Source organism: Holdemanella sp. MSK.7.32 (assembly GCF_024460475.1).
GTDB lineage: Bacteria > Bacillota_I > Bacilli_A > Erysipelotrichales > Erysipelotrichaceae > Holdemanella.
Genome location: NZ_JANFYN010000067.1, coordinates 1 through 9,137, shown reverse-complemented (window position 1 = coordinate 9,137; position 9,137 = coordinate 1). Strand labels below are relative to the sequence as shown.

Below are 9,137 nucleotides of genomic sequence, written 5' to 3'. Positions count from 1 at the left end.
GATATTCTATCAGATTTTAAAAAGACTGTCGACAGTCACTTTGTCAACAGTCTGAAAGGAAGATTCGATCTTCCTCTTAATGTTCCTTTGTATGATCAAAAGCCATGCCTAGAATGGTTTCAATATGTTCATCATCTAATGAATAGTAGACTGTCTTTCCTTCTTTTCTAGATTTGATGAGTTTAGAAAGGCGTAGTGCCTTTAATTGATGTGATACGGCAGATTTTGTCATATCGAGTACGTTGGCTAAATCCGATACGCACATTTCGCTTTGTTGAAGGGATAATAAAAGCTGAAGGCGTGTACTATCTCCCATGACTTTAAAGAAATCCGATAGGTTCATGATTTCATCAAAGGCCGGCATGTTTTCTTTTACTTCTTGTACTAATTCTGTATTTTTAGGCTTGCAGTCACAATGTGTACCAATCATATGTTCTCCTTTTTTCTTTATTATAGTTGAATGATTGAACAATTGTCAAAAAAGTTATTGACATCATGTATGAATCCTATATAATGAAAGTGTAAAAAGTTGAATATATGTTCAACTATTCAAATGTGGAGGAAAATAATATGAAAAAGAGTTATAAGATTGATGTAGATTGTGCAAACTGTGCAAATAAAATGGAAGTAGCTGCTAATAATACAGAAGGCGTAAAGAGTGCAGTTGTAAACTTCATGATGTTAAAGATGAATGTTGAATTCGAAGATGGAGTTCAACCTAAAGAAGTTATGGCTCGTGTTTTAGAAAATTGTAAAAAAGTTGAAGATGATTGCGAAATTTTCTTTTAATGAAAAGTAAGATGCGAAAGCATCTCTATTTTTCAATTATTATAGTTGAATGATTGAACAATTAATGTTTTTGGAGAGGTAGAGATAAGTATGAACAAGAAACAGAAGAAGATGTTAAAGCGAATTATTGTTGCGAGTATTCTTTTTATTATAATTAAGGTCGCAAAACTACCCGAATATATTGAAATTCCTTTGTTTCTAGTGGCCTATCTAGAAATTGGGTATGATATTCTTCTTAAGGCTTTTAAAGGAATCAAAAACCGTCAGGTATTTGATGAAAATTTTTTGATGGCTGTCGCAACAGTAGGCGCTATTGGTTTGAAATCTTTTGATGAAGCAACAGCTGTTATGTTGTTCTATCAGATTGGGGAATGGTTCCAGAGTTATGCGGTAGGTAAGAGTCGCAAAAACATCACAGAATTAATGGATATTCGTCCGGATTATGCCAATATTGAAGATGAGAATGGAAATCTTGAACAAGTAGATCCAGATGAAGTTGAGATTGGTACAATTATTGTGGTTAAACCTGGTGAAAAAGTGGCTATCGATGGAATTGTGGTTGAAGGAAGTTCTACTCTAAATACAGCGGCTTTAACAGGGGAAAGCTTGCCTAGAGAAGTGAGTGAAAATGATGAAGTAATCAGTGGCTGCATCAATATGACTGGCTTATTAAAAATTAAGACAACAAAAGAATTTGGGGAATCCACTGTATCAAAAATTTTGGATTTGGTTGAAAATGCGTCAAGTAAGAAATCTCGTTCAGAAGCGTTTATTTCCCGTTTTGCGAGAATTTATACGCCAGCCGTATGTTATAGTGCTTTGGCATTGTTCTTACTTCCACCAGTATTCAATTTGATTATGTCAAATCCTGCTGACTTTGGCACATGGCTATATCGTGCCTTAACATTCCTAGTTATTTCTTGTCCATGTGCATTGGTGATCAGTATTCCTTTGAGTTTCTTTGCCGGAATTGGTGGCGCCAGCAATCAGGGTGTTTTGGTAAAAGGATCGAACTATTTAGAAGCTTTGGCATCCTGTAAATATGTTGTATTTGATAAAACAGGTACAATGACACAAGGTGTATTTGAGGTGGCAGGCATTCATCATGCGACTATTCCAGAAGAGAAATTATTAGAGTATGCAGCAATGGCTGAAAGTTATTCGACGCATCCTATTTCTAAAAGTTTATTAAAGGCCTATGGAAATACCATTGATAAAGCACGTATCGAAAATGTAGAAGAAATAAGTGGTCATGGTGTTAAAGCTGTAATTGATGGAGTGCAAGTGCTTGTGGGTAATGATAAATTAATGAAGATGTATAATATTCCTTATCAAGAATGTCATAGTGTTGGTACGATTGTTCATGTGGCTATTGATGGAAAATATGCAGGTCACATTGTGATTTCGGATATGTTGAAGCCTCATGCCAAAGAGGCCATTGAAGCATTGAAGAAGGCTGGCATTAAACAAACAGTCATGTTGACTGGGGATGTAAAAAGTGTGGCAGATAAAGTTGCTTCTGAATTACATATTGATAAAGTGTATTCGGAATTATTGCCTCAAGACAAGGTGAATAAAGTTGAAGAATTATTATCTTTAAAACAGCCAAAAGAAAACCTTGCCTTTGTCGGAGATGGAATCAATGATGCTCCAGTATTATCAAGAGCCGATATTGGTATTGCGATGGGTGCTTTAGGCAGTGATGCAGCCATTGAGGCAGCTGATATTGTTTTGATGGATGATGATCCATTAAAGATTTCTAAAGCCATTAAGATCGCAAAGAAATGCATTCATATTGTATATGAGAATATTTATTTTGCGATTGGCATTAAACTCGTTTGTTTGATTTTAGGTGCCATTGGTATTGCGAATATGTGGGTTGCGATTTTTGCGGACGTTGGCGTTATGATTATTGCCGTATTAAATGCGATTCGTGCATTAAATGTTAAAAATTTGTAAGGAAATCTTAGGATTTCCTTATTTTCATATTGTGTTAAATTTGTTTTAGTTGTATCTTTGTCTTGTACGCAGAAAAGGAGATTCGAGATGCAGGAATTAAAACCAATTAAAGAAGGAAAAGTACGTGAGATTTACGACAATGGGGACAACCTTATTATGGTTGCGACTGATCGTATCAGTTGTTTTGATGTAATTCTAAACAATGAGGTTACAAAAAAAGGAACTGTTTTAACACAGATGTCAAAATTCTGGTTTGACTACACAAGAGATATCTTACCTAATCACATGATTAGTGTGGATACAAAAGATATGCCAGAATATTTCCAACAAGAAAAATTTGAAGGAAAATCAATGTTATGCCGTAAATTGAATATGCTTCCAATCGAATGTATTGTTCGTGGTTACATCACAGGTAGTGGATGGGCTAGCTACAAAGAAACAGGAAAGGTTTGTGGTATTGAACTTCCAGAAGGGTTACAAGAATCACAACAACTTCCAGAACCAATTTATACACCTAGTACAAAGGCTGAAATTGGTGATCACGATGAAAACATTTCTTTTGAACAAAGTATTGCGCACTTAGAAAAATACTTCCCAGGACATGGTGAAGAATATGCGACTAAGATCAAAGATTGCACAATCGCTTTATATAAAAAATGTGCTGAGTATGCTTTAAGCAAAGGAATTATTATTGCGGATACAAAATTTGAATTTGGTTTAGACGAAAATGGTAATATCGTTATTGGCGATGAAATGTTAACTCCTGATAGTTCTCGTTTCTGGCCTGCAGATGGATATGAAGCTGGTCATTCACAACCATCATTTGACAAACAATTTGCGCGTGACTGGCTAAAGGCAAATCCAGGTAATGACTGGACACTTCCTCAAGAGATTGTGGATAAGACAATTGAAAAATATCTTCAAGCTTACACAATATTGACGGGAAAAACATTATAATCTATTGATACCCATAAGTTGAGTGCTTATGGGTATTTTTTTGAAAACTGTATTTTTTGATGCTGAATATATTTGAAAACCGTAAAATATGATGTTAATAATCACTTGAAAACCGAAGAACGCTATGTTTAAATGAGGAATAGATATTAGAAAATAATAATTATTGAATATATATGGTGAGGAAAAAATATGAAACAAGGTGTATTTATAACATTTGAAGGAAATGATGGATCAGGAAAAACAACCGTATGTAAAGCGGTACAAGAAGAATTGATTAAAATGGGATACGACTGCATTTATACTCGTGAGCCAGGCGGAAGCAAAATTGCAGAATCCATTCGTAATATATTACTAGATGTAAACAATACAGAAATGGATGATCGTACAGAAGCATTATTATATGCGGCAAGTCGTAGACAACATTTAAAAGAAGTTGTTCTTCCAGCATTGGAAAATAAGAAGATCGTATTGTGTGATCGCTTCATTGATTCAAGTTTGGCATACCAAGGAATTGCACGAGGCATAGGTTTAAAAGAAGTATGGAATATCAATCAGTTTGCGATTGATGGATGTATGCCTGAAAAGACTCTATTTTTATCCGTTAGTGTAGAAACGGGTAAAAAACGTATGAATCTTCGTGGCGACTTGAATCGTTTGGACCAAGAAGAAAGTTCATTCCATAAAGCTGTGCGTCAAGGCTATGAAACATTAGTATCCATGTATCCAGAGCGTATTGAAGTGATTGATGCCGAGCCTTGTAAGGAAGAGGTTTTAAAAAGTGCTATGGAATGTGTCTTAAAGGTAATCAAAGAATATGAATAAAGAGTATCTAAAAAAAGCACAGCCAATCGTTTATCAGACATTGTCAAATGCTCTAAAAAATAAAAGAGTTGCGAATGCTTATTTATTTCACGGACCAAAAGGTTCAAGTAAATTAGAAACAGCCATCTTATTTGCACAAAGTATTGTGTGCGAACATACAGATTTTGATGGTTTTGCGTGTCAAGAATGCGAAAGTTGTAAGCGGATAGAGAATGAAGAATCTTTAGATTACATGATTGTATCGAATGATCGTATTAAAAAGAAAGATATAGTGGATTTACAGGCATTTTTTGAATCAACGAGTGCAGGAAAACAAAATGCCAGAATCTATATTCTAGATCATTATGATAAGGCTACGCCAGATGCTTCGAATAGCTTGTTGAAGTTTTTAGAGGAGCCAAGTGAAGGGATTTATGGTATATTAATTGCGGATGAAAAATCCAATGTATTACCGACTATCCAATCTAGATGTCAGGCTATTCATTTTAAGCCGGAAAGCTGTGAGCACGTATTGCTTGAAAATACAAGTGAAGAAAACGCAAAGATGTTGGCTGAATCTGGATATACGTATGATAAGGCCATTGAATTGTTGTCTTTGCCTGATTTTGAAGAGTTAAAACAAGTTGCACTTGAATATATTGAGCATGCATCTTCTTTTGCACAAATTGAAAAGATGCAGACAAGTGTATTTGTGAATAAGTCTGAACGCATGAATAAGGATTGGATACAATTGTGGATTCAATGGGTTTTATTCTATGTAAAAAATGATAGGGTAAATTTACCTTTAGAAAAAAAAGTAAAACTATATTCGATTTTGGTTGAAAATATGGATATGTTGTATCGACCCGTCGATTTAGGTTTATTTATGGATAAGCTTTATTATGATATTAGGAAGGCTGTGATTTAGTGAATACAGAAGGAAAAGTAACATATAAATATATTGTTTATATACAGTTTGAAGAATCAAAAAAAGCCTACACTTTTGGATCAAATGTAAAATACTATACAAATGATATCGTTGTTGTAGAAACAGTACGTGGACAAGAATTAGGAAAGGTTTGTGTCCCTACCGTTGATTTTGATGCTTCCAAAGTAAAAGGTGATATTAAGCCGGTATTGCGTAAGGCAACACCCGAAGATATTAAGTGTAAAGAGGAAAATGTAGAAAGAGCTAAAGAAGCTATGAAGATTTGTCACGAGTGTGTCGCAAATTTGAAGTTGGATATGCATTTAATTAGTTCTGAATATACATTGGATCGTACCAAAGTTATTTTTACATATGTATCTGATGATCGTGTAGATTTTAGACAACTATTGAAAGATTTAGCACAACACTTACATTGTCGTATAGAGTTAAGACAAGTAGGACCAAGAAACAAAGCTAAAATTGTCGGTGGAATTGGAAACTGCGGTATGGAATGTTGCTGCTCAAGATTCATGTCAGATTTTGATACAGTATCAATCAATATGGCTAAAAACCAGTTGTTGGCATTGAATATTCAAAAGTTGAGTGGACAGTGTGGAAAACTAATGTGTTGTTTACGTTTTGAAAATGAAGAATATACAAGAATGCGTAAGGATTTGCCAAAAATCAATTCAACTGTGACATATAAAGACAAGAAGTATCGTATTTCAAGTATGAACGTTCTTCAAAAACAGGCTAAGTTAGAGAACAAAGAAGAAGTCTTGTTTGTGGATTTCAAAGAATTGTGGCCAGACAAGGAATTAAATAATGATTAGACAGAAGAGTTTTGAATCGGATGTTTCCACATTGTATTTGGTTCCTACACCTATTGGAAACTTGCAGGAAATGACACCTAGAGCTTTGGATATTTTAAAAGAAGTGAGTGTCATTGCAGCTGAGGATACGCGTAACACAAAAAAACTTTTAATGGCATATGGAATTGATACGATGTTGATGTCGCACCATGAACATAATCAACAGGTCAGTATTCCTAAAATCATTGAACGATTAGAAAATGGCGAAAATGTTGCGGTAGTATCCGATGCAGGCTACCCTTTGGTTTCAGATCCAGGACAGAAATTAGTTCAAGAAACCATTTCGCATGGATTTAATGTGGTTTCTGTTTCAGGTGCCAACGCAGCTATGAATGCATTGGTTGCGAGTGGATTGAGTTGTTATCACTATTTGTTCTATGGCTTTTTAGACAATAAGAGTTCAAAAAGAAAGAAACAGCTCGAAGAAATCAAAACAATTCCTTATACAACTATTTTCTATGAAGCACCCCATCGTATTGAAGACACTTTACAAGACATGTTAGAGGTATTAGGAAATCGCCAAATGTGTTTAGCTAGAGAACTTACAAAAGTGCATGAAGAATATATTCGTGGAACCATTGAAGAAGTGTTAGAGGTAGCGGCTACTTGTAAAGGTGAAATGGTTATTGTCATGGATGGATTTAAACAAGATGACGTTGTATTTGATATGTATACAGCCATTACGAAAGTGGATGAATATATTGAATCTGGAATGCGTACAAAAGAAGCTATTGGTTTAGTTGCCAAAGAAATGGCTTGCAAAAAGAATGAATTATATGAAGCTTATCATAAAAGATAGGCTTTTTTCTTTTATATAAAGTAAATTATGTTATTACAGAAATTAAATGAAAAAGTAATTGAAATAGTTACAGAAAATATTATAATAAGTTACTGAAAAGAGAAGAGGAAGAGTTATGAATAAGAGAAAAGTATGTGCCCTAGGTATGGCATTCATGCTTGCAGGATGTTCTGCAGGCGGATCGGGTTCTGGTAAAGAACAAACATTAACAGTTGGATTGTTTACAGAAATGAATGGAGATTTTTCTCCTATGTATTATCAGACCGTTAACGATCACAATGTAGTTAACTTGGTATATCAAGGATTGTTGGCATATGACAAGGATGCCAATTTAGTTCCCGAATTAGCAGAGGATTTACCTACTATTAGTGATGATGGTACAACAATGACATTTAAATTGAAGAAAGGTGTTAAATTCAGTGATGGATCTAAATTTACTTCAAAAGATGTAAAGGCAACGTTTAGCGTTATGGCTGACCCAAGCTATACAGGACGTTTTTCAAGTAATGTAGATTTTTTAAATGGATATAGCGAATATCATGATGGAGATGCCAAAGATGTCTCAGGTATTGAAACACCAGACGATTATACCGTTGTATTCCATATGTCAAAACCAAAAATCGATGCAGAATCAACTTTGGGAACACAAAAGATTTGTAGTGTTAAAACATTGAAGTACAAGAAGGGGAAAACTTCAAATGTTGAAAAGAACAATAGTAATCCTATTGGAACAGGTCCTTATAAATTGAAATCATTCTCTAAAACAGAAGGTGCTTCATTGGATCGTAACGAAAACTTTAAAGCCGAGGATGGAGAATATCAAATTTCTAAGATTATGATCAAGAAAACAGAGACTTCGACTGAAATCAAAGAATTGGAAAATGGAACTGTCGATTATATTCCAGATGTAGTAGATTCGAATAAAATCAACACAGTAGCCAAAGACAAAGATAAAGGTTTGACTATGGATTCTTATCCAAGCGATCGTGAAGACTTCTTGTTTATGAATACAGCTGCAGGTGCATGTCAAGATCAAGCAGTACGTCAAGCTTTGGCTTATGGATTTGATCGTGAAGCCTATATCGCAAGCTATTATAAATTAGATGATAAAGATGCTAAATTGGCATATGTACCAGGCTTGTTTGGTAACCCAGTATCTGGCGAAAATAGTGCATATGTTCGTGGTGAAGAAAAAGTTGATGGGGCTACTTATTATGATTATGATGTAGAAAAGGCAAAACAAATCTTAGACGATGCGGGATGGACTGTTGGTAGTGATGGTATTCGTGAAAAAGATGGTCAAAAATTAAGCATTAAGTTCTTGGCTGTAAAAGAAAAAGATGCGATGGATACAATGATTCCTATGTTACAAAAACAATGGGGCGAACTTGGTGTCGACTTCAAGGCAAATACAATGGAATTTAATACAGTTATTTCAACTGTAGGTGATGATTCAGCTATTGGTGATTGGGATGTATCTTATTTAGGAAACTCTTTTACAAGCCCTGAAGATACAGGCGTTGATTATTTTATTCAATCACAAGGCGTAAATAACTTTGCTCGTTTAAAAGATGATGAATTAGATTCATACTTAGCTGCAGGTGCTTATACAGCTGATAAAGATGCTTCAGCAGCTGCTTACTTAAAGGCTTATGTTCGTCAAGCAGAACTATGTGCATACTTACCAACAGATGGTGTACAAACATATTGTTTACGTAATAAGAAAGTAAAAGGTTTGAAGACTTCTTCTACATTTATTTGGTCACAATCAATGGCTACAGCTTATATTGATGATTAATAGTAAAAGGGGCTATAACAGATAAAAACGTTTTAGTTTAAAAAAAGGACCGAATATTCAGAATTTAAAGATCTGAATATCGGTCTTTCTTTTATTATGCTTTTGGCTTTAGCCAGTTTGAGCGAGGGATTCGAGCGAAAACAACAAAACCACCTGCTATGCGGGTGGTGTCAAAAAATGTTATACAAAATAATCACCATTCTTTCTATAATGAAGGTGTTCAAGCTATCAAAA

Annotated in this window: 9 protein-coding genes; 8 read left to right on the top strand and 1 reads right to left on the bottom strand. The window is 34.6% G+C overall.

Annotation, left to right across the window (positions count from 1 at the left end):
• Positions 1–76: 76 nt before the first annotated feature.
• Positions 77–430, bottom strand: a complete 354-nt coding sequence (locus NE544_RS11230; RefSeq protein WP_040466407.1) for a helix-turn-helix transcriptional regulator — start codon at positions 428–430, stop codon at positions 77–79.
• Between the two features lie 140 nt (positions 431–570).
• Here NE544_RS11230 and NE544_RS11225 point away from each other — a divergent pair, with 140 nt between their 5' ends.
• The 8 genes from NE544_RS11225 to NE544_RS11190 all read left to right on the top strand — a co-directional run bounded on the left by NE544_RS11225 (position 571) and on the right by NE544_RS11190 (position 8,903).
• Positions 571–789, top strand: a complete 219-nt coding sequence (locus NE544_RS11225) for a cation transporter (protein WP_040466406.1) — start codon at positions 571–573, stop codon at positions 787–789.
• Between the two features lie 90 nt (positions 790–879).
• Positions 880–2,748, top strand: coding sequence for a heavy metal translocating P-type ATPase (locus tag NE544_RS11220; protein WP_256269393.1), 1,869 nt, complete (start codon positions 880–882; stop codon positions 2,746–2,748).
• Positions 2,749–2,835: 87 nt separating this feature from the next.
• Positions 2,836–3,705 carry a phosphoribosylaminoimidazolesuccinocarboxamide synthase gene (locus NE544_RS11215; protein WP_256269392.1) on the top strand — a complete coding sequence of 290 codons (870 nt, stop codon included), beginning with the start codon at positions 2,836–2,838 and terminating at the stop codon, positions 3,703–3,705.
• 189 nt (positions 3,706–3,894) lie between these two features.
• Complete coding sequence (tmk, locus tag NE544_RS11210; RefSeq protein WP_256269390.1) at positions 3,895–4,527, top strand: dTMP kinase; 633 nt, start codon at positions 3,895–3,897, stop codon at positions 4,525–4,527.
• Positions 4,520–5,434, top strand: coding sequence for a DNA polymerase III subunit (locus NE544_RS11205; protein WP_256269389.1), 915 nt, complete (start codon positions 4,520–4,522; stop codon positions 5,432–5,434). Before tmk ends, NE544_RS11205 begins: the two co-directional genes overlap by 8 nt.
• Positions 5,434–6,267, top strand: coding sequence for a regulatory iron-sulfur-containing complex subunit RicT (ricT, locus tag NE544_RS11200; protein ID WP_256269388.1), 834 nt, complete (start codon positions 5,434–5,436; stop codon positions 6,265–6,267). The genes NE544_RS11205 and ricT overlap by 1 nt, the downstream gene beginning before the upstream one ends.
• Positions 6,260–7,105 carry a 16S rRNA (cytidine(1402)-2'-O)-methyltransferase gene (rsmI, locus tag NE544_RS11195; protein ID WP_117925774.1) on the top strand — a complete coding sequence of 282 codons (846 nt, stop codon included), beginning with the start codon at positions 6,260–6,262 and terminating at the stop codon, positions 7,103–7,105. Before ricT ends, rsmI begins: the two co-directional genes overlap by 8 nt.
• Positions 7,106–7,220: 115 nt before the next feature.
• Positions 7,221–8,903, top strand: coding sequence for an ABC transporter substrate-binding protein (locus tag NE544_RS11190; RefSeq protein WP_256269387.1), 1,683 nt, complete (start codon positions 7,221–7,223; stop codon positions 8,901–8,903).
• Positions 8,904–9,137 lie beyond the last annotated feature (234 nt).